The sequence below is a fragment of the Mesorhizobium delmotii genome (assembly GCF_900149755.1).
Classification (GTDB): Bacteria; Pseudomonadota; Alphaproteobacteria; order Rhizobiales; family Rhizobiaceae; genus Mesorhizobium; species Mesorhizobium delmotii.
In genome coordinates this window covers 1,638,027-1,657,751 of sequence record NZ_FUIG01000013.1, presented here as the reverse complement: position 1 = coordinate 1,657,751, position 19,725 = coordinate 1,638,027, and the positions used below count along the sequence as shown (strand labels likewise).

The 19,725-nt window shown below is 62.2% G+C and carries 14 protein-coding genes; 4 read left to right on the top strand and 10 right to left on the bottom strand.

From position 1 onward, the window contains the following. Positions 1-187: 187 nt before the first annotated feature. From BQ8482_RS09360 to BQ8482_RS09325, 8 genes are all read right to left on the bottom strand, one after another. Positions 188-1,816, bottom strand: a complete 1,629-nt coding sequence (locus BQ8482_RS09360; RefSeq protein ID WP_123147176.1) for an alpha-D-glucose phosphate-specific phosphoglucomutase — start codon at positions 1,814-1,816, stop codon at positions 188-190. Positions 1,817-1,819: 3 nt separating this feature from the next. After that, the gene (gene glgA / locus BQ8482_RS09355; RefSeq protein ID WP_123147175.1) at positions 1,820-3,265 is read right to left on the bottom strand and encodes a glycogen synthase GlgA; all 1,446 of its coding nucleotides are present in this window, start codon (positions 3,263-3,265) and stop codon (positions 1,820-1,822) included. Positions 3,266-3,268: 3 nt separating this feature from the next. Next, positions 3,269-4,534 (bottom strand): glucose-1-phosphate adenylyltransferase, encoded by a 1,266-nt coding sequence (gene glgC / locus BQ8482_RS09350; RefSeq protein WP_123147174.1) that lies wholly within the window; start codon positions 4,532-4,534, stop codon positions 3,269-3,271. A 36-nt stretch (positions 4,535-4,570) separates the two neighbouring features. After that, entirely contained in the window at positions 4,571-6,784 is a 2,214-nt protein-coding gene (gene glgB, locus BQ8482_RS09345; protein WP_123147173.1) for a 1,4-alpha-glucan branching protein GlgB, read from the bottom strand. A 51-nt stretch (positions 6,785-6,835) separates the two neighbouring features. After that, complete coding sequence (locus BQ8482_RS09340; protein WP_123147172.1) at positions 6,836-9,298, bottom strand: glycogen/starch/alpha-glucan phosphorylase; 2,463 nt, start codon at positions 9,296-9,298, stop codon at positions 6,836-6,838. Positions 9,299-9,614: 316 nt separating this feature from the next. Next, positions 9,615-10,397 (bottom strand): ATP-binding cassette domain-containing protein, encoded by a 783-nt coding sequence (locus tag BQ8482_RS09335; protein WP_123147171.1) that lies wholly within the window; start codon positions 10,395-10,397, stop codon positions 9,615-9,617. Next, entirely contained in the window at positions 10,394-11,512 is a 1,119-nt protein-coding gene (locus BQ8482_RS09330; RefSeq protein WP_123147170.1) for an ABC transporter permease, read from the bottom strand. Before BQ8482_RS09330 ends, BQ8482_RS09335 begins: the two co-directional genes overlap by 4 nt. A 97-nt stretch (positions 11,513-11,609) precedes the next feature. Continuing rightward, positions 11,610-12,626 (bottom strand): sugar ABC transporter substrate-binding protein, encoded by a 1,017-nt coding sequence (locus BQ8482_RS09325; protein ID WP_123147495.1) that lies wholly within the window; start codon positions 12,624-12,626, stop codon positions 11,610-11,612. A 214-nt stretch (positions 12,627-12,840) separates the two neighbouring features. On the opposite strand from BQ8482_RS09325, the gene BQ8482_RS09320 reads away from it, so the two are divergent. The 4 genes from BQ8482_RS09320 (at position 12,841) to BQ8482_RS09305 (ending at position 16,831) form a co-directional block, all read left to right on the top strand. Continuing rightward, complete coding sequence (locus BQ8482_RS09320) at positions 12,841-14,067, top strand: ROK family transcriptional regulator (RefSeq protein WP_123147168.1); 1,227 nt, start codon at positions 12,841-12,843, stop codon at positions 14,065-14,067. Then, a complete protein-coding gene (locus BQ8482_RS09315; protein ID WP_123147166.1) occupies positions 14,068-14,514 on the top strand; it encodes an RbsD/FucU family protein in 447 nt (148 codons plus the stop codon). It begins immediately after the preceding gene. Then, the gene (locus tag BQ8482_RS09310; protein WP_123147165.1) at positions 14,511-15,434 is read left to right on the top strand and encodes a carbohydrate kinase family protein; all 924 of its coding nucleotides are present in this window, start codon (positions 14,511-14,513) and stop codon (positions 15,432-15,434) included. The genes BQ8482_RS09315 and BQ8482_RS09310 overlap by 4 nt, the downstream gene beginning before the upstream one ends. A 254-nt stretch (positions 15,435-15,688) precedes the next feature. Continuing rightward, on the top strand, positions 15,689-16,831 hold the full coding sequence (locus tag BQ8482_RS09305; protein WP_123147163.1) for a DegT/DnrJ/EryC1/StrS family aminotransferase: 1,143 nt from the start codon (positions 15,689-15,691) through the stop codon (positions 16,829-16,831). Between the two features lie 160 nt (positions 16,832-16,991). Here BQ8482_RS09305 and cysQ read toward each other — a convergent pair whose 3' ends face one another. Continuing rightward, positions 16,992-17,777 carry a 3'(2'),5'-bisphosphate nucleotidase CysQ gene (cysQ, locus tag BQ8482_RS09300; protein ID WP_165848499.1) on the bottom strand — a complete coding sequence of 262 codons (786 nt, stop codon included), beginning with the start codon at positions 17,775-17,777 and terminating at the stop codon, positions 16,992-16,994. A gap of 10 nt (positions 17,778-17,787) precedes the next feature. Then, on the bottom strand, positions 17,788-19,725 hold the full coding sequence (gene cysN, locus BQ8482_RS09295) for a sulfate adenylyltransferase subunit CysN (RefSeq protein WP_165848468.1): 1,938 nt from the start codon (positions 19,723-19,725) through the stop codon (positions 17,788-17,790).

Here is a 19,725-nt window from a genome sequence, read left to right as displayed (position 1 = left end):
TTGAGGGGTTGGCAGGTTGGCTCCCCTTTCTCCCCTTGTGGGAGAAGGTGTCGCCGAAGGCGACGTATGAGGGGTGCACCAGCCTGGCACCTGCGACGATCCGTCCAACCCCTCTCGACCGTCTCGGCGCTACGCGCCAATCCACTTTCTCCCACAAGGGAAGAAGGAAAGGCGCGCCGCGCCAGCTTCACGTAATCACGCTCGGCTTGACGCGGCCCGTGTGGCTGCGAATCCCGGCGATGTCATCGGCTGCCGCAATCAGATCGGCAAGCGCCTCCTGCGTGTCGAGATCGTGCCTGGACTTGTCCGGCTCGTAGCGCTCGATATAGACACGCAGCGTCGCCCCCGAGGTACCGGTGCCGGAGAGACGGAAGACGACGCGCGATCCGCCTTCGAATAGCACCCTGATGCCCTGGTTCCTGGCTATCGAGCCGTCGACCGGGTCATGGTAAGCGAAATCGTCGGCGCTGCCGATCTTCATGCCGCGCACGCTGGTGCCGGGCAAGGAAGCGAGTTTCGCCCGCAATTCGTCGACCAGCGCATTGGCCCGGTTGGTCTCGATCTCCTCGTAGTCATGGCGCGAGTAGTAATTGCGGCCATAGGCGGCCCAGTGCTCGGTGACGATCTGCTTGGCGCTTTCGCCGCGGGCAGCAAGGATATTGAGCCACAAAAGCACGGCCCACAGCCCGTCCTTTTCGCGGACATGGTTGGAACCGGTTCCGGCGCTTTCCTCGCCGCAGATCGTTGCCATGCCGGCATCGAGCAGATTGCCGAAGAATTTCCAGCCCGTCGGCGTTTCATAGATGCCGATGCCGAGCTTTTCGGCGACGCGATCGGCCGCACCGCTGGTCGGCATCGAACGCGCAATGCCCTTCAGGCTGGCCTTGTAGCCCGGCGCCAGATGGGCGTTCGCGGCGAGCATGGCCACCGAGTCCGACGGGGTGACGAAAATGCCTTTGCCGATGATCAGGTTGCGGTCGCCGTCGCCATCGGAAGCAGCGCCAAAATCCGGCGCGTCCGGTCCCATCATCTCGTCATAGAGGTGCTTTGCGTGGACCAGGTTCGGATCTGGATGGTGGCCGCCGAAATCCGGCAGGGGAATGAAGTTGCGGGCGGTGCCGTTCGGCGCGCCGAGCCGGTTCTCCAGGATCTCCTTGGCGTAGGGACCAGTCACGGCATGCATTGCGTCGAAGCGCATGCGGAAACCCGATTTGAACAGTGCGCGCAAGGCATCGAAATCGAACAGGCTTTCCATCAGCTCGGCATAATCGGCGACCGGGTCGACCACCTCGACCGTCATGCCGCCCGCCTCGACCGTGCCGATCGTGTCGAGATCGACCGTGCCGATGTCGGCGATCTTGAAGCTCGAAATCATCTTGGTCTTGGCGAAGATCGCGTCGGTCAGCTTTTCCGACGCCGGCCCGCCATTGCCGGCATTGTATTTGATGCCAAAATCCTCGTGCGGGCCGCCCGGATTGTGGCTGGCCGACAGGATGATGCCGCCGAAGGTCTTGTATTTGCGAATAATGTTGGAAGCGGCCGGCGTCGACAGGATGCCGCCCTGCCCGACCATCACCTTGCCGAAGCCATTGGCCGCCGCCATGGCGATGGCCTTCTGGATGACCTCGCGATTGTAGAAGCGGCCGTCGCCGCCGATCACCAGGGTCTTGCCCCTAAATCCGTCCAGCGCATCGAAGATGGACTGGATGAAGTTCTCGGCATAGTGCTCCTGCTGGAACACCGGCACTTTCTTGCGCAGCCCGGAAGTGCCGGGCTTCTGGTCTAAGTAGGGTTTGGTGGCGACGGTGCGTATCATGCGTCAGACAGCCCTTTTTGAAAGCAGCAAGCGATAGAGTTCGAGATATTTTTGCGCGCTTTTGTCCCACGACACATCGGCATTCATGCCTTGCCGCTGCATCGACGTCCAGATCGTGGGGTTGGCGTGCGCTTCCACCAGCCGGCGGATGGCGTGCAGCAAGGCGCCGGAATCTGCGGGCGCGAACTGGAAGCCGGTCGCCACACCTGCCGAAACGGCCGCTTCATTGGCGTCAATGATCGTGTCGGCAAGACCGCCGGTGCGGGCAACGACCGGCACGCAGCCATAGCGCAGGCCGTAAAGCTGCGTCAGTCCGCAAGGCTCGAAGCGCGATGGGATGACGATGGCATCGCAGCCGCCCTGCATGGTGTGGGAAAGCGCCTCGTCGTAACCGATGACGACGCCGATGCGACCGCGATGGCGGGCGGTGGCGGCCAGCAGCGCGCCTTCGAGGCCGGCATCGCCCGACCCCAGGATCGCCAGGCGCGCACCCCTGGCAACGATCCCGTCGACGGCCGCTGCCAGTATGTCCATGCCCTTCTGCCAAGTCAGCCGGCTGATGACGCAGACGATCGGACTGTCGTCGCGGTCGAGATTGAAACGATCCTCGACGGCGGTCCGGTTGGGGTGCCGCGCCTTCAATGTCTTGGCCGTGTAGTTGGAGACCAGATGCTTGTCGGTTTCAGGGTTCCATATCTCGGTGTCGATGCCATTGACGATGCCATAGAGATCGACGGACCGCATGTTGATGAGGCCATCGAGCCCCATGCCGAATTCCGGCGAGCGGATCTCCTGCGCATAGGTCGGGCTGACTGTGGTGATGGCCCAGGCAGCCTGCAGGCCAGCCTTGAGGAAACCGACGCCGCCATAATATTCGACGCCCTCGAGCGCCATGGCCGCCGCCGGCAAACCGAGTTCGCCAAAGATGCCGGCGCCGAACTGACCCTGGAAAGCGAGGTTGTGGACGGTGATCATCGACGGTGTGCCGACCGCCTTGCCATAGCGCATATAGGCCAGCGTCATCGCCGATTGCCAATCATGGGCATGGACGATATCCGGCTGGTAGCCCGAGATGGCGCCGCCGGCGATGTCGCCACCAGCCTGGCTCAAACCCGCGAAACGCCGCCAATTGTCCGGCCAGTCGGCGCCGGCCGCATTGCCATAGGGGCCGCCGGGACGGTCGAACAGATGCGGCGCGTCGAGCACGAACAGGTCGAGCCCGGCGATCTGGACGGCATGGACCGAAGCCTTGCCGCCTTGCAGCAGCGGATAGTGGTGTACGGGTTTTTTCTTCTTGAAGGCCTCCATGACCTGGGGATAGCCGGGCACAAGCGTGCGCATCGCCACGCCCTTGCCGGCGAGCGCGATGGGCAACGCGCCGGTCACGTCGGCAAGCCCGCCAGTCTTGATCAGAGGGAATATTTCGGGCGTAACCGACAGAACCTGCATTCATTACAATCCCAGCTTGTCGATCATGGCCTGCGTGACGAGGCAGATGCCCTTTTCGGAAACGCGGAAGCGCTTGGCGTCGAGGACGGGATCCTCGCCGACCACGAGGCCTTCGGGAATCCTGACACCATGATCGATCACCACGCGCTTCAATCTCGCGCTGCGGCCGACGTGGCAGTCGGGCAGCATGACGACGTCCTCGAGCGTCGAATAGGAGTTGATGCGTGCGCCGGTGAAGATCAGGCTTCGCTTCAGCGAAGCGCCCGAGACAATGCAATCTCCCGAGACGAGCGAGGATACCGCCGAGCCACGGCGGCCATCCTCGTCATGCACGAACTTTGCCGGCGGCTTCAGCTCGGCATAGGTCCAGATCGGCCAGTCGCGGTCGTAGAGGTCGAGCTCCGGCGTGATGTCGGTCAGGTCGATATTGGCTTCCCAATAGGCGTCAACTGTTCCGACATCGCGCCAGTAGGCCTCGTTCTCTGCGTTCGAGCGCACGCAGGACTTGGCGAAGCGATGGGCGATCGCCTTCCCGTGCTCGACGACATAGGGGATGATGTCCTTGCCGAAGTCGCGGCTTGAGCCCGGTTCGGCCGCGTCGCGGCGCAGTTGCTCCATCAGGAACTTGGTCTTGAACACGTAGATGCCCATCGAGGCCAGGGCAAAATCCGGCTTGTCGGGAATGCCGGGCGGATCGGCGGGTTTCTCGATGAAGGAGATGATGGTGTCCTTCTTGTCGACATGCATGACGCCGAAGCCGGTCGCCTCCATGCGCGGCACTTCGAGGCAGCCGACGGTGACGTCGGCGCCGGCGTCGACATGCTGGCGAAGCATCAGTTCGTAATCCATCTTGTAGACGTGATCGCCGGCCAGGATGACCATGTATTCGGGGTCGTAGGCCTCGATGATGTCGATGTTCTGGTAGACGGCATCGGCCGTCCCCTCATACCATTGCGTTTCCGATACGCGCTGGCTGGCCGGCAGGATGTCGAAGCTCTCGTTGCGCTCGGGCCGCAGGAAGTTCCAGCCGCGCTGCAGGTGGCGGATCAGCGAGTGTGCCTTGTACTGGGTGGCGACGCCGAGGCGGCGAATACCGGAATTGAGCGCATTGGAGAGCGCAAAATCGATGATGCGCGTCTTGCCACCGAAATAGACCGCGGGCTTGGCGCGCCGGTCGGTCAACTCCTTCAGGCGGCTGCCACGGCCGCCGGCCAGAACATAGGCCATGGCATCGCGCGCCAGCGGCTGGGTCCGTTTTATCTCTGCCATTTTTATCCTCCCAAGTTACGCGCTGCGAGACATCGCTCAGTCCGGAGCAAGTTCGAGCATGATCGTCGACAGCGGCGGCAACAGCATCGTCGCCGAGATGCCTCCTCCTTCCGCCCGAGCCTCGACGGCACCGCCATTGCCCTTGCCGGAACCGCCATAGTCGGTGGCGTCCGTGTTGATGATCTCGCGCCATCTTCCAGCCGTCGGCAACGGCACGCGATAATCATCACGCGGCACCGGTGTGAAATTGGAGATGACGGCGACCGGGTTTCCGCCCGGCGCGCTGCGCAGCCAGGCAAAGACAGAGTTCGCGCTATCGTCGACGATCAGCCAGGAAAAGCCCTCCGGCTCGCAATCGCGCGCATGCAACGCCGGGCGTGAGCGGTAGAGATAGTTGAGATCGCGCACCGTCTGCCAGACGCCGCGATGGGCCCGGAAATCGAGCAGGTTCCAGTCGAGTGCGCGCGCCTCGCTCCACTCGCGGCGCTGGGCGAATTCCTGCCCCATGAACAACAGCTTCTTGCCGGGGTAGCCCCACATGAAGGCGTAGTAGGCGCGCAATGTTGCGAATTTCTGCCAGTCGTCGCCGGCCATCTTGCTAAGCAGCGTCCCCTTGCCGTGCACGACCTCGTCATGGGAGAGCGGCAGCACGAAATTCTCTGAGAAGGCGTAGACCAGGCCGAAGGTGATGTCGCCGTGGTGATGCTTGCGAAAAATCGGCTCTTTGGAGAAATACTCCAGCGTGTCGTGCATGAAGCCCATGTTCCACTTGAAGCCGAAACCCAGCCCGCCCTCATGCACCGGCTGCGAAACTTTTGGCCATGAGGTCGATTCCTCGGCGATCGTCATCACACCCGGATGATGGCCGTAGACTTCCTTGTTCATCCTCTGGAGGAAGCTGACCGCCTCAAGGTTTTCGCGCCCACCTTTTTCGTTGGGAATCCATTCGCCGGCCTTTCGCGAATAGTCGAGGTAGAGCATCGAAGCCACGGCATCGACGCGCAAACCGTCGACATGGTATTTCTCGGCCCAAAACAGCGCATTGTTGACCAAGAATGAGACCACCTCCCGCCGGCCGAAATTGTAGATCGCGGTGTTCCAGTCGGGATGGAAGCCCTTGCGCGGGTCGGCATGCTCATAGAGCGCGGTGCCGTCGAAATTGGCCAGGCCATGCGCATCCACCGGAAAATGCGCCGGCACCCAGTCGAGGATAACGCCGACGCCGGCGCGGTGGGCGCCGTCGACGAACCGGGCAAAACCGTCCGGATCGCCGAAGCGGGCCGACGGCGCGTAGAGGCCCGTCGTCTGGTAACCCCAGGACGGGTCATAGGGATGTTCGGAGATCGGCATGAATTCGATATGGGTGAAGCCCGTGTCGACGACGTACGGGATCAGCCGGCCGGCAAGCTCGTCCCATGACAGGAAGCTGCCGTCGTCGTGAAGCTGCCAGGAGCCGGCGTGGACCTCGTAGATCGACACCGCCTCGCGCCTGGGATCGGCATTGCGCCAGAAATTGCGGTGCGCCTCGTCACCCCATTGATGCACCGGCGGAAGCGCCGTCACCGAAGCGGTGGCCGGGCGCAGTTCGGACTTGAAAGCGAACGGATCGGCCTTCAGCGGCAGCCTCACGCCATCGGGCCCGATGATCTCGTATTTGTAGGGCCGGCCAGCGGCGATGTCGGGAATGAACAACTCCCAGATGCCAGTGTCGCGGCGGACGCGCATCGTATGCCTGCGGCCGTCCCATTCGTTGAAGTCGCCGACCACCGAAACGCGCCTTGCATTGGGCGCCCAGACGGCGAAATGCACGCCGGACGCACCCTCGTGATCGATGAGATGCGCGCCGAGCTTGTCGAACAGCCTGAGGTGCGAACCTTCGGCGATGTAATAGTCGTCCAGCGGACCCAGTACCGGACCGAACGAATAGGGATCGGTCAGCCACCAGTCACCGCCGGCATTGCGCGCGTGATAGCGCAGCGGCTGACGCTTTCTGAGCGACAGGCTGCCCTCGAAGAAGCCGCCTTCGTCGCGCTTGGAGAGTTCGCCGGCGTTCTTGCCGGTCAGCGTGTAGGCAGTGACGAACTCGGCATGAGGAACGAAGCAGCGGGCGACAAAGCCCTTGTCAACCTCGTGCACACCCAGCACAGCGAAAGGGTCGCCATGCGTGCCAGCGACAATTGCCGCGACATCACCGGCTGACGCCAGTCCATCCGGCCCGCTTGTCGCAGCGGTCGCGCGCGGCTTCCTCATCAGGCAGTGACCCTCCCCGGACCACGTTGTTCGTGGCCTCATGCAATCATATCAGACGGGCACGTTCCAGATTTCTTTCGCATATTGGCGGATCGTGCGGTCGGACGAGAACCAGCCGACGCGGGCGACATTGCGGATTGCCTTGGCGTACCAATCCGGGCTGTTGCGCCAGACGGAGTCGACATCACGCTGGGTTGAGGCGTAGGCATCGAAATCCGCGGCGACCATGAACCAGTCGCTCTGGTAGAGACCGTTCATCAGGTCGCGATAGCGTTCCGGATCGTCAGGCGAAAAGACGCCCGACGAAACAGCAGCCACTGCCTGCGCCAGTTCGGGAGAGGCTTCGATCACCGATCGCGGATCGTAGCCGTTGCTACGCCGCTCGGCGACCTCTTCGGTGGTCAGGCCGAAAATGAAGATGTTGTCGTCGCCGACGCATTCCTTGATCTCGACATTGGCGCCGTCGAGCGTGCCGATGGTCAGCGCACCGTTCAGCGCGAACTTCATGTTGCCGGTGCCGGAGGCTTCCATGCCGGCAGTCGATATCTGCTCTGAAAGATCGGCGGCCGGCATCATAATCTCGGCCAGGCTGACATTGTAGTTCGGCACGAACACCACTTTGAGCAAGCCGCGAACGGCCGGGTCGCGGTTGATAACCTTGGCGACGTCGTTGGCGAGTTTGATGATCAGCTTGGCGTTATGATAGCTGGGCGCCGCCTTACCGCCGAAGAACTTGACGCGAGGCATCCAGTTGCGCTCGGGATGGGAGCGGATCTGGTCGTAGAGGGCGACTGTTTCGAGGATGTTCAGGAGCTGGCGCTTGTATTCGTGGATGCGCTTGATCTGGATGTCGAACAGCGCCGAGGGATCGACCTTGATGCCGAGGCGGTCGGCCACGAGGTTGGCAAGCTTGGCCTTGTTCGCCCGCTTGACTGCCGCGAACCTGTCGCGGAAGGCGGCGTCGTCGGCAAAGGCATCGAGCTCTTTGATCGCGTCTATATCGTCGAGGAAGCGGTCGCCGATCGCCTCGCGGGTGAGCGCGGTGAGACCGGGATTGCACTGGATCAGCCAGCGCCTCGGCGTGATGCCGTTGGTCTTGTTGTTGATGCGGTCGGGGTAGAGCCGGTGGAGCTCGGCAAACACCGTTTCCTTCATCAGCTCGGTGTGAAGGGCAGAGACGCCGTTGATCGAGTGCGAGCCGACAAACGCCAGATTGCCCATGCGCACGCGGCGCTCGCCGTTTTCCTGTATCAGCGAGATTTGACTGATCTGCTCGTCAGAAAACTGGTCGGAGGCGCGCGCCTCCAGCAGCACTTCTGCGTTGATGGCGTAGACGATCTGCATATGGCGCGGCAACAGCCGCTCGAACAGCGGCACCGGCCAGCTTTCGAGCGCCTCTGGAAGCAGCGTATGGTTGGTATAGCCGAAAGTGCGCTTGGTGATGCTCCAGGCCTGGTCGAAATCCATGCCGTGGACATCCATCAACAGGCGCATCAGCTCGGGCACTGCGATGGCCGGATGGGTGTCGTTCAGATGGATCGCCGCCTTGTCGGGCAGCGACTGCAGGTCGCCATACTGGCTGAGATGACGCTGAATGATATCCTGCAACGATGCGGTGGAAAAGAAATACTCTTGCCTGAGCCGCAGCTCCTGACCGGCCTTGTGGGAATCAGCAGGATAAAGGACGCGCGACAAGGCATCGGCCTTGTTGCTTTCGGCGAGCGCACCGATGTGGTCGCCGGCGTTGAACTTGTCGAGCAGGATCGGATCGATCGGCATGCCGGACCAGAGCCGCAGCGTGTTGACGCGGTTGGCCCGCCAGCCAACCACCGGCGTATCGTAGGCAACCGCCAGAACATGTTCGATCGGCTTCCAGACGTGGCGCTCAAGCCTGCCGTCCTTCGAGGTGATCGATTCCACCGAGCCGCCGAAACCGACCTCGAATGAGCGTTCGCGCCGCTCGAACTCCCAGGGGTTGCCGTGATCGAGCCAGGTCTCGGGCAGCTCAACCTGCCAGCCGCCATGGATTTCCTGCCGGAACATGCCATTGGCGTAGCGAATGCCATAGCCATGCGCGGGAATGTCGACGGTTGCCATGCTTTCCATGAAGCAGGCGGCGAGCCGGCCGAGACCGCCATTGCCAAGCGCTGCATCTGGTTCGAGGGCCGCGATGAGGTCGAGGTCGACGCCGAGAGACCGCAGCGCTTCGCGCATATTGTCCATCAGGCCGAGATTGGAGAAGGCGTCGCGCATCAGGCGGCCGATGAGGAATTCCAGTGACAAGTAATAGACGCGCTTTTCCTGATGGGCGTAGGCCTCTTGCGTTGCCTGCATCCAATGATCGACGATATGGTCGCGCACGACCTTGATCGAGGCGGTGAGCCAGTCGTATTGCGTCGCGACGCTGGTACCCTTGCCGAGCCTGTATTTGAGGGCCTTCAAGACTTCGTCGGCAAGCGCCTTGGGATCGGAGTTTTCGAGAATGGGAGCTTTGGATGTCATCGCGCGCGTCATGCTGCCTCTCGTGCGGTTGCCATGATCATACCGGCTTTCACCATTCCTCCCAGCCCATGCTAGCGCATATTGTTAAGCGTTCAATCGAGTTAGATTGCCGCGGGGCAGCTTACCGAGCGGCAATTAGAAACTCAAAGGCGTCGCGTTTGGGCGGCCTCTGCGACGCCCCTTAAGTTCTTACTTATGTGCATGTCGTTGTCTCAAAACCGCTGCGCACCCTCGGTTCACGCCCGAGGGCATGCTTTTGGGCGACATGTATTTCTCTTTGATGCATGTCGTCATCCCAAAACCGCTGAGCACTTTTGGGCGATATGCATCAGGCCGCCAGTGCCGCCTCCGGCGGACGCGTCGCTCCGGTCATGAAGGCGACGGCGTCGGACATCGTATATTGCTTGGGATCGATGACGGCGAGGCGACGACCCAGCCTATGGATGTGGATGCGGTCGGCCACCTCGAAGACATGCGGCATGTTATGCGAGATAAGCACGATCGGCAGGCCGCGCTTCTTGACGTCGAGCATCAGCTCGAGCACGCGGCGGCTCTCCTTGACGCCGAGGGCGGCGGTCGGCTCGTCCATGATGACCACGCGACTGCCGAATGCGGCGGCGCGCGCCACAGCAACGCCCTGGCGCTGACCGCCGGAGAGCGTTTCGACCGCCTGGTTGATGTTCTGGATGGTCATCAGCCCCAGTTCGGAAAGCTTTTCACGGGCGATCCTTTGCATCGCCGAGCGGTCGAGCCTTCGCAGCCACCGCCCGACAAAGCCAGGTTTGCGGATCTCGCGGCCGAGAAACATGTTGTCGGCGATCGACAACGCCGGCGACAGCGCAAGGTTCTGGTAGACGGTCTCAATGCCGGCCACACGCGCCTCGATCGGTGAGCGGAAATGCACCGGCTGGCCATTGAGCTCAATCGTGCCTGAGTCCGGAATGACCGCCCCGCACAGCGCCTTGACCAGCGTCGACTTGCCGGCGCCGTTGTCGCCGATGACAGCGAGGATTTCGCCTGGCAAGAGGTCGAAATCGGCATTGTCGAGGGCAACAACCCTGCCGTAGCGCTTGTTGAGACCCTTGGCTTGGAGAACCGGAGTGTCGCTCATGCCGAAATTCTCCTAATCCATTGGTCGATGGTGACAGCAACGATGATCAGCACGCCCACGGCGAAGTCCTGCCACAGCAACTCGAGGCCGGAAAGCGCAAGGCCGTTGCGGAAGATACCAACGATCAAGGCGCCGATCAGCGTTCCGACGATTGAGCCGCGGCCGCCGAACAGGGAGGTGCCGCCGATCACGACAGCGGTGATGGAATCGAGGTTTGCGGTCTGGCCTGCCTGCGGGCTTACGCCGCCGATGCGCCCTATCAGCACCCAGGCGGCGATCGCGCAGATGAAACCGGCCAGCCCGTAAACGGCGATCAGGGTCCGTTTGGTGTTGATACCGGCCAGTCTGGCTGCATCCGGATCATCACCAGTGGCGTAGATATGCCGCCCGAACGCCGTTCTGTTCAGCACGTACCAAATGATGAACGCTAAGATCAGCATGACCAGCGAACCGTAGGTTAGCACCCAGCCTTTCAAAAAGATCCAGTCGAGCCCGAGCGTTTTTGAGAAGAAATCATAAGGTTTGAAGATCGTACCCGTCCATTGCAGGAATGGCGCCGCCGCCTCCATGTCCTGCTGGCGAATGGTTTCGCTACGGGAATACCAGACATTCAGCGCGCCAAAAATGCTCCAGGTGCCAAGCGTGACGATAAAGGGCGGCAAGCGCAGCATGGTCACGATCAGGCCGTTGACGATGCCGCATGCCAGGCCGCAGAGCAACCCGAGCGGAAAGGCGATCAATACCGGAACGCCATAGACTACCGCGGTTCGTCCCATCACCACCGAGCACAGGATCATGATGGCGCCGACGGACAAGTCAATGCCGGCCGTAAGGATTATCAGCGTCTGGGCCACGCCGAGCACGGCGATGATCGTAACCTGCTGCAGCACCAACGAAAAGTTGAATGGAGCAAAGAACTTGTCCGGCGCAGCAACCGAGAAGATGGCCACACCCAACAGCAGAACGATAAAGGGAATGGATGTGGGAAACTGATGAAGAAAAGCCTGGACACGGCGGATCGCGCCGGCATCCGACTCATCAAAACTGGCCAAGGCTTCTGTGGCGCCTTTCAGCCCGCGTTCGGCTGTGGCCGAACCCGCGGTATCATCACTCATCAGGCAATCCTCTCCGACGCCTCATCGTCAGGGGCGCCACGAGCGCCCCCTCCGAGTTTCTTGACAATAGTCTTCGTGGAACGATGTTGGAAGGCACTCAGCCCCAGCAGAGCTTCAGGCCTTCCTCGACCGAGATCGACGGCACGCCCTCAACCGGCTTGGCTGTGATGAGTTCCGCACCGGTGTCGAGAAAGCCCATCTTCGGATCGATGTCCGGAATCTTGCCCGAGACGATCGCCTCGAGCGCCATCGACGCCATCTTCAGCGGATACTGCTGGCTGGTTGCGCCGATTACACCCGCCTGAACGTTCTTGACGCCCGGGCAACCGCCATCGATCGAAACGATCATCACGCTGCCGTCATCCTTGCCGACCGCCTTCAGCGCTTCCCAGGCGCCAGCCGCTGCCGGTTCGTTGATCGTGTACACCACGTTCACGTCCGGGCACTTCTGCAGCGCGTTTTCCATTGCCGTGCGGCCCTTCTCCTGGTCGCCTTGGCTAATTTCGTGAGTGCAGATGCGCTTGTCATCTTCGTCGCCGTATTTGTTGGGATCCTTCACGTCGATGCCGAAGCCCTGCATGAAACCCTGATCGCGCAGAAAGTCGACGGTCGGCTGGTTGGTCGCGAGATCGAGAAATACGATCTTGGCGTCCGCTGCCTTGTCGCCCAGTGCTTTGGACGCCCACTGACCGATCAACATGCCGGCCTTGCGATTATCGGTCGCAAAGGTCGCATCTGCGGCGTCCATCGGATCGAGCGGCGTATCGAGCACGATTACCATGAGGCCTGCGTCGCGCGCCTTCTTGATGGTCGGCACAATCGCCTTCGAGTCGCTCGGCACGATGGCAAAACCCTTGGCGCCGGCCGAGATCAGGTTCTCGATCGCCGCCACCTGGCCGTCATTGTCGCCGTCGAACTTGCCTGCGGCAGCGATCAGGGTAACACCAAGCTCCTTAGCCTTGGCCTGCGCGCCCTCACGCATTTTCACAAAGAATGGATTAGTTTCGGTCTTCGTAATCAGGCCGACGGTATCAGCCGCGTACGAGGCCGTGACCGTCACACCATAAAGGGCAAGACCCGCGACGGCCGCCTTTAGAATATTCAGTTTTCCCATGACTTCCTCCCAGTGGAACCATTTCGGATGCCGGCCAACCGGCATCTGCACAAAGCATCCAGCGACTTCTCCCAGCGTGGACGCCTGCCCCAACAGAATACCAGACCGAGGCTCCTGTCAATAATTAAATCACTCTTATTTATTATTGACAGCGCTGCATCGTTCACTCATTCTGGCTCAAAAGGATTGAGGGGAAAAGACGAGAGGAACAGGGGTGGAGACCGGCATTACAAGGCACGGTTCGCCCGAGGCAGCCGAGAGCCGCATTCACCGCGGCACCAACCAGAGCGGCATGCGGGATCACAATGAGCGGCTGGTGCTGTCGCTAGTGCGTCAGCACGGCAGCCTCCCCAAGTCCGACATTGCGCGCATGACCGGGCTTTCGGCCCAGACGGTTTCCGTTATCATGCGCGAGCTCGAGCAGGACAGCCTCCTTGTCCGCCAGGCGCCGCTGCGCGGCAAGATCGGCCAGCCTTCCATTCCGATGGCGCTCAATCCCGATGGCGCCTTTTTCATCGGCCTGAAGATCGGCCGTCGCAGCGCCGAACTCGTGCTGATCGACTTTCTCGGCAATGTGCGCTCGATGCTGCAGCATTCCTACCGCTATCCGGCACCGCGCGAGACGGTCGAATTCGTCACCTCCGGCATGAAGACAATGCGCGGCGAACTCACCCCTGCTCAGGACAAGCGCATTGCCGGACTTGGCATCGCCATGCCGTTCGAATTGTGGAACTGGGCCGATACGGCAGGTGCGCCGCGCGACGTCATGGACGAATGGCGCAACCGCGACATCCGCGCCGACATCCAGGCGCAGTGCGAATTCCCGGTCTACCTGCAGAATGACGCCACCTCGGCTTGCGGCGCCGAACTGGTGTTCGGCAAGGCGGGCGCGGCGCGCGACTTCGTCTATTTCTATATCGGCGCCTTCGCCGGCGGCGGCATCGTGCTGAACGGTCACCTTTTCGGCGGACCGACCGGCAATGCCGGCGCGCTGGGTTCGATGCCGGTGCCCGGACCGGACGGCAAGCCGACCCAATTGATCGACGTGGCGTCGATCGCGATGCTGGAAAAGGCGCTCAACGCGCGCGGCGTCGAAGCCTCACATCTGTGGACGTCACCGGAGGATTGGGGCGAGATCGGCGTCGAGCTCGACGACTGGATCGCCTGCGCCTCGCAGGCGCTCGCCTATGCTATCGTGGCGGCGTCCTCGGTTATCGATTTCGAGGCAGCGGTGATCGACGGATGGATGCCGAAGGCTGTGCGGCGCCGGCTCGTCGATGCCGTTATCGAAGCCATCGGCAAGATCGATGGTGAAGGCCTGAAGCTTCCGGACGTTCGCGAGGGGACTGTCGGCATCCATGCGCGTGCCCTGGGCGGTGCCAGCCTGCCGCTTTCCGAGCGCTTCCTCATCGGCTCGACCACGATTTCCAGGAGTGCCTGAATGCTGATCGGAATTCCGGCCCTGCTCGGCCCGGAGCTGCTGGCGATGCTGCGTGCCATGGGCCATGGCGACGAGATCGCCCTTGTCGACGGAAACTACCCGGCGAAGGAACAGGCACACCGGCTCATCCGCGCCGACGGCCACCATCTTGTTCCGATGCTCGACGCTGTCCTCAGGGTATTGCCTGTCGATGACGCCGTGCCGGCGGCGCTGTTTCGCGCCTCGGTCAAAGGCGATCCCATGCTTGCCGATCCCGTTCATCACGAGATGGAGGCGATCTGCGCCACGCGTGCTCCGGGCCGCAAGGTGGTTGCGCTTGCCGGCGCCGACTTCTATTTACGGGTCAGGTCCGCGCACGCGATCGTCGCGACGAGCGAGCCGCGGCTCTACGCCAACATCATCATCCGCAAGGGTGTGATCTATCCGCCGGAGACCAGGAAATCATGATCCTCTGTTGCGGCGAAGCCCTGATCGACATGCTGCCACGCACCACGACACAGGGCGAGCCGGCCTTTGCCCCCTATGTCGGCGGCGCGGTCTTCAACACGGCAATAGCGCTTGGCCGGCTGGGAGCGCCCGCCGGTTTCTTTTCCGGCCTGTCGACGGATCTGTTCGGCAGCCAGTTCAAGGACGCGCTGAGGGCAAGCCAGGTCAGTTCCACCTATGCGCACGCATCGCCCCGGCCGACCACGCTCGCCTTCGTGCGGCTGGACAACGGCCAGGCGACCTACACGTTCTACGATGAAAACACAGCCGGACGCATGCTGACCATCGACGATCTGCCAAAACTCGGCAGCGAGGTCGAAGCCATGTTGTTCGGCGCCATCAGCCTGATCTCGGAGCCGGCCGGATCAGCCTACGAGGAATTCATGCGGCGCGAGCACAGCCACCGCCTCATGATGCTCGACCCCAACATTCGGCCGAATTTCATACTGGACAAGGCCAAGCATCTCAGGCGCATCCGCTCGATGATGGCCATGGCCGATGTCGTGAAGCTGTCGGATGAGGACCTGAACTGGTTCGGCGAAGCCGGCTCGCATGAGGACGTCGTCCGCAACTGGCTGGATCGCGGCCCGACGCTGATCGTCGTCACCCATGGCAGCGAAGGCGCCGTCGGCTATACGAGGGATCACAAGGTCACGGTCGTGCCGGACAAGGTTGAGGTGGTCGATACGGTCGGCGCCGGCGACACGTTCAACGCCGGCATCCTGGCCTCGCTGCACGAGCAAGGCCTGCTGTCGAAGGAGGCGATCGCCAATCTGCCGGAAGACGCCATCCACAAGGCTCTGGCGCTCGGCGCCAAGGCTGCGGCGGTGACTGTGTCGCGCGCAGGCGCGAATCCGCCCTGGCGGCATGAAATCGCCTGATTGGACGGCGATGCGCTGAAGACGCGCTGGACATCGATCACTTTATGTTTCGCCCAGCCGAGCGCGTGCGACACAAGTGTCGTATCGTGCGCAACAAAGCCCCGGATTTCCGGCGTCCGACGCGGACCTGTCGGAATCAGAGGTAACAGGCTGCGACATTTGAGCAATTCGCGGTTTCGTTCGTGCAGCTTTCTCGGCTGGCGCAACTCTGCTACCAGCGGCCATTCTCTGGCTAGTACCGTTTTGAGGCCGACATGCAGTTCATCGATCTAGGCGCGCAGCGCGAGCGAATCCGCGACAGGCTGAAGGCAGCCATCGACCGCGTCGTCGACGAGGGACGTTATATTCTCGGCCCCCAGGTCACCGAATTCGAAAACAAGCTCGCCGCCTATATCGGCACCAAGCATGTCGTCGCCTGCGCCAACGGCACGGACGCACTGCTGCTGCCGCTGTTTGCGGCCGGCATCGGTCCAGGTGACGCGGTGTTCGTGCCGAGCTTCACCTTCGCCGCCACGGCGGAAGTGGTGGCGCTGGCCAAGGCCGAGCCGGTTTTCGTTGATGTCGATCCCCAGACCTACAACATCGACATCGCCAGCCTCGAAGCGGCCATTGCCATGATCAAGGCAGAAGGCCGGCTGAAGCCAAGGGCGATCATTCCCGTCGACCTGTTCGGGCTCGCCGCCGATTACGAGGCGATCATGGCCATCGCCAACCGCGAAGGGCTGATGGTGATCGAAGATGCCGCGCAGGCGATCGGCGGCTCGATCGACGGCAAGATGTTAGGTTCGTTCGGCGCGGTCGGCTCGACCAGCTTCTACCCGGCAAAGCCGCTCGGCTGCTATGGTGACGGCGGCGCGATGTTCACCAACGACGATGCGCTGGCCGAACAGCTCCGCTCGTTCGCCTTCCACGGCAAGGGCGAAACCCAATATGACAATGTCCGCGTCGGCATCAATTCGCGGCTCGATACGCTGCAGGCGGCGATCCTGATCGAGAAGCTGGCCATTCTCGAAGACGAGATGGTTGCCCGGCAAGCGGTCGCCAATCGCTATGCCGAAGGCCTCGGCGACATCGTCAAGGCGGCACGCAACCTGGACGGCGGCCGCTCGGCCTGGGCGCAATATGCCATCGAGACGCCGAAGCGCGACGGGCTGAAGGCACATCTCGGGGAAAAAGGCATCCCGTCGGTGATCTATTACGTGAAGCCCTTGCACAGCCAGATCGCCTACCGCGACTATCCGCGGACGCCGACGGGCCTTGCCGTTTCGGAGGGGCTGCCGAAGCGTATCCTGTGCCTGCCCATGCACCCCTATCTGAGCGAGGCTGACCAGGACCGGATCATCGAGACGATCCGCAACTATATCGGCTCGAATTCGGCGCAAATCGCCGCGGCGTAAGCGCGTAATCTCCCCCCTTGAGGGGGAGATGGCCGGCAGGCCAGAGGGGGTCGCCACGCGTGAAGCGCCGACTTTCCCTCTTTCGTTTCCATATGCGTCGCACCTGCTGAGGCGACCCCCTCTGTCGCCTTCGGCGACATCTCCCCCTCAAGGGGGGAGATTACTGGCCCGCAGGCCTGCCGCTTGCAATAAAATGCGGATTGGCGAAGTCCACGTCATCGCCCTGGTTGCGCTTGCCGTAGGCCAACGGCTGCCCATCGAGCGTGCGCGTCATCCCGCCGGCAGCGCGCAACACGGCGTCGCCGGCCGCGGTGTCCCATTCCATGGTGCGGCCGAAGCGCGGATAGACGTCGGCCTCGGCGCCGGCGACAAGACAGAATTTCAGCGACGAGCCGACCGAGACGATCTCGGCAGCGCCCACCGTGCGAATGTAGGCTTCGGTCTCCGGCGTATTGTGGGACCGGCTGGCGACGATGGTCAGTGGCGCCACACCCGCCCTCACCGAAATCGGCCGCCGGCCGATGATCTGGTAGTCGCCATTGACTTCGATTGCTTCCGCACTGCCCGGCCGGCCGGAAAAGAAGCGTCCGGTGCATGGCGCGAAGACGACACCGATCTCCGGCACGCCGTGGCGAACGAGCGCGATGTTGACGGTGAAGTCGGTCCTGCGATTGACGAATTCCTTGGTGCCGTCGAGCGGATCCACCAGGAAGAAGGCGTCGTCGAGATCGGGCGGCACGATGCCGGCCGATGCCTCTTCCTCAGCCACGCAAGGGATATCGGGGAACGCCGCGCGCAGCCCAGCGAGAATGATCTTTTCGCTCTGGCGATCGGCTTCGGTCACCGGCGAGCTGTCTGATTTCTGGTCGACCGCGCAGCCGGCATCGAAGACGCGCATCACCTCTCGCCCCGCCGCCAAGGCAAGGCGCTCGAACACGCCGAGCATCGCTTCGTCGTCAGATGCCGCCGCCGCTATCGTATTGGTTTTCGGCAATGTCGCGCTCGTTCAGCCAGAGTTCCAGGGCCTCTACCATCTCCTCGGCAGACTTGCCGAGTGTCTTGAGATGGATTTCGGGGTTTTCCGGGGCTTCATACGGTGAATCGACGCCGGTGAAATTTTTGATTTCGCCATTCAACGCCCGCGCGTAAAGGCCCTTCGGATCGCGTCTGGCGCATTCCTCAAAAGGTGTGTCGACAAACACCTCGACGAATTCACCGTTGGCCATCAATTCCCTGGCCATGCGCCGCTCGGCGCTGAATGGCGAAATGAAGGAAACGATGACGATCAGCCCGGCATCGGCCATCAGGCGCGCCACTTCCGCAACGCGGCGAATGTTTTCGACGCGGTCGGCGTCGGTGAAGCCAAGATCGCGGTTGAGGCCATGGCGGACATTATCGCCATCCAGGATGTAGGTATGGCGGCCGGTGGCGAACAGCTTCTTCTCGAAAAGATTGGCGATGGTCGACTTGCCCGAGCCCGAGAGCCCGGTGAACCAGAACACTGCGGGCCGCTGGTTCTTCAGATCGGCGCGGCCGTGCTTGCCGACATCGAGCGATTGCCAGTGGATGTTTTCGGCACGGCGCAGCGAATGCAGGATCATGCCGGCGCCGACCGTGGCGTTGGTGATGCGGTCGATCAGGATGAAGGCGCCCGTCGTGCGGTTCTCGGCGAACGTATCGAAGGCGATCGGCGCCCGCGTCGAGATGTTGCAAATGCCGACCTCGTTCATTTCGAGCGACTTGGCCGCCTCATGAGCAAAGTCGTTGACGTTGACGCGGTATTTCAGGTCGGTGACGGTGGCGCTGGTCTGATCGGTCTCGGTCCGCAGGATGTAGGAGCGGCCAGGCAACAGCGCATGCTCGTCGAACCAGACGATGTTGGCGGCGAACTGATCGGCGACCTGCGGCCGCGCCGATGGCGACACCAGCATATTGCCGCGCGAGACCTCGACCTCGTCGTCGAGGACAAGAGTGATGGCCTGGCCGGCCACCGCTTGGCTCAGATCGCCGCCATGCGAGACGATGCGCCTGACATGAGAAGACTTGCCGGATTTGGCGACAACGACCTCGTCGCCTGGTGACACCGAGCCGGACGCAATCGTGCCGGCAAAACCGCGAAAATCGAGATTGGGGCGGTTCACATACTGCACCGGAAAACGGAACGGCAGTTCGACAACGGCGTCATCGACCGACACGGTTTCCAGATGTTCGATCAGCGTCGGGCCGGAATACCATTCCGTCTTGTCCGAGCGGCTGGTGACGTTGTCGCCGTAACGGGCAGACATCGGGATGGGCACGATCGTCTCGAAGCCGAGCTTGTGCGAGAACTGCCGATAGTCCTCGATGATCCGTTCGAATACGGCCTTGTCGAAGCCGACGAGATCGATCTTGTTGACGGCCAGGACGATGTGCCGGATGCCCAGCAGCGAGGCGATGATCGAGTGGCGCCTGGTCTGGCGCAGCACGCCCTGCCTGGCATCGATCAGCACGATGGCCAGATCGGCGGTCGATGCGCCCGTCGCCATGTTGCGCGTGTATTGTTCGTGGCCGGGCGTGTCGGCAACGATGAATTTGCGTTTCGGCGTGGCGAAAAAGCGATAGGCGACATCGATGGTGATGCCCTGCTCGCGCTCGGCCTCGAGGCCATCGACCAGCAGCGCGAAATCGACGTCGTCGCCCGTCGTTCCGTGCTTGCGCGAATCACGCTCGAGCGCGGCAAGCTGGTCCTCGAAGATCTGCTTGGTATCCGAAAGCAGGCGCCCGATCAGCGTCGACTTGCCGTCGTCTACCGAACCGCAGGTCAGGAAGCGCAGCAGCGATTTTTGTTCCTGCACCGCCAGGTAGTCACGAATGCCGTCGGTGCGGGCGAGGCTCTCGGCCATGATGTGGCGCAT